Here is a 1,038-nt window from a genome sequence, read left to right as displayed (position 1 = left end):
GCAGGCAGCGTACAGTCAATGGGTTTGAGCGCATATACACACGTGAAGACATCATGCTTCTGGCCGAGGTGGACCGGCTCGTAGATAGTGCTTCCGGCACAACCATCAAGGTCTACTGTCAAAGGGCTTATGAGCTATTCGGAGACCAGCGATTTGCCCGGCTGGCTAATATATCAGTCTCACACCTGTATAACCTGCGAGATAGCAGTATCTATCGCCGTTGCAGGAGAAATTACACCAAAACCACCCCTGTTCAGGTAGCCATAGGAGAACGCCGCAAACCAAGGCCAAACGGTCAGCCCGGCTACCTGCGAATAGATAGTGTTCATCAGGGTGATATGGACAAAAAGAAAGGTGTTTATCACATCAATGCCGTCGATGAGGTAACCCAGTGGGAAGTCGTCCTCACTGTGCCGCACATCCAGCAGGAGTTTACGATTCCTGCGTTGAAATCATTGCTCAAACAAATTCCGTTTGTGGTCAAAGGCTTTCATTCAGACAACGGCTCAGAATATATCAATCGCTACGTCGCTGAACTGCTCAATAAGCAGGTCATACAGATGACCAAATCACGCTCGCGACACTGTAATGACAATGCCCTGGCAGAGAGCAAAAACGGCTCGGTCGTGCGCAAAGCATTCGGGCGAGTACATATCCCACAGGGCCATGCTGAACTGATCGACAGCTTCAACAGGAAGCATCTCAATCCATGCCTGAATTACCATCGACCCTGCCACTTTCCGAGTATTGAGACTGATGCCAAAGGAAAACAGAAAAAACGCTATCGCGTCGAGGATATGATGACACCTTATGACAAGCTCAAATCACTGGGTAATGCTGAGCAATATCTCAAACCAAACATCTCATTCCAGTGGCTCGATACCCTAGCCAATAGACACTCCGACCTTGACGCATGGAAGCATTTACGAAACGCTCGCAAAACCTTGTTCAAAACAATCTTTGGGCAGAACAACGAGGCAGCATGAACTATAAACCATGCGATCAGCTTTCAGACTCATTTACGGATTGGAAAATACT

General features: G+C 48.2%; 1 protein-coding gene. It reads left to right on the top strand.

Annotated features, from left to right (window positions below; genetic code table 11):
- On the top strand, positions 1-986 hold a 986-nt coding region (locus tag MMIC_RS12405), incomplete at its 5' end, for a DDE-type integrase/transposase/recombinase (protein WP_193788150.1).
- Positions 987-1,038: the final 52 nt, after the last annotated feature.

It is taken from the genome of Mariprofundus micogutta (assembly GCF_001895085.1).
GTDB classification, from domain to species: Bacteria; Pseudomonadota; Zetaproteobacteria; order Mariprofundales; family Mariprofundaceae; genus Mariprofundus; species Mariprofundus micogutta.
This window is presented reverse-complemented; position numbering and strand designations above follow the sequence as displayed.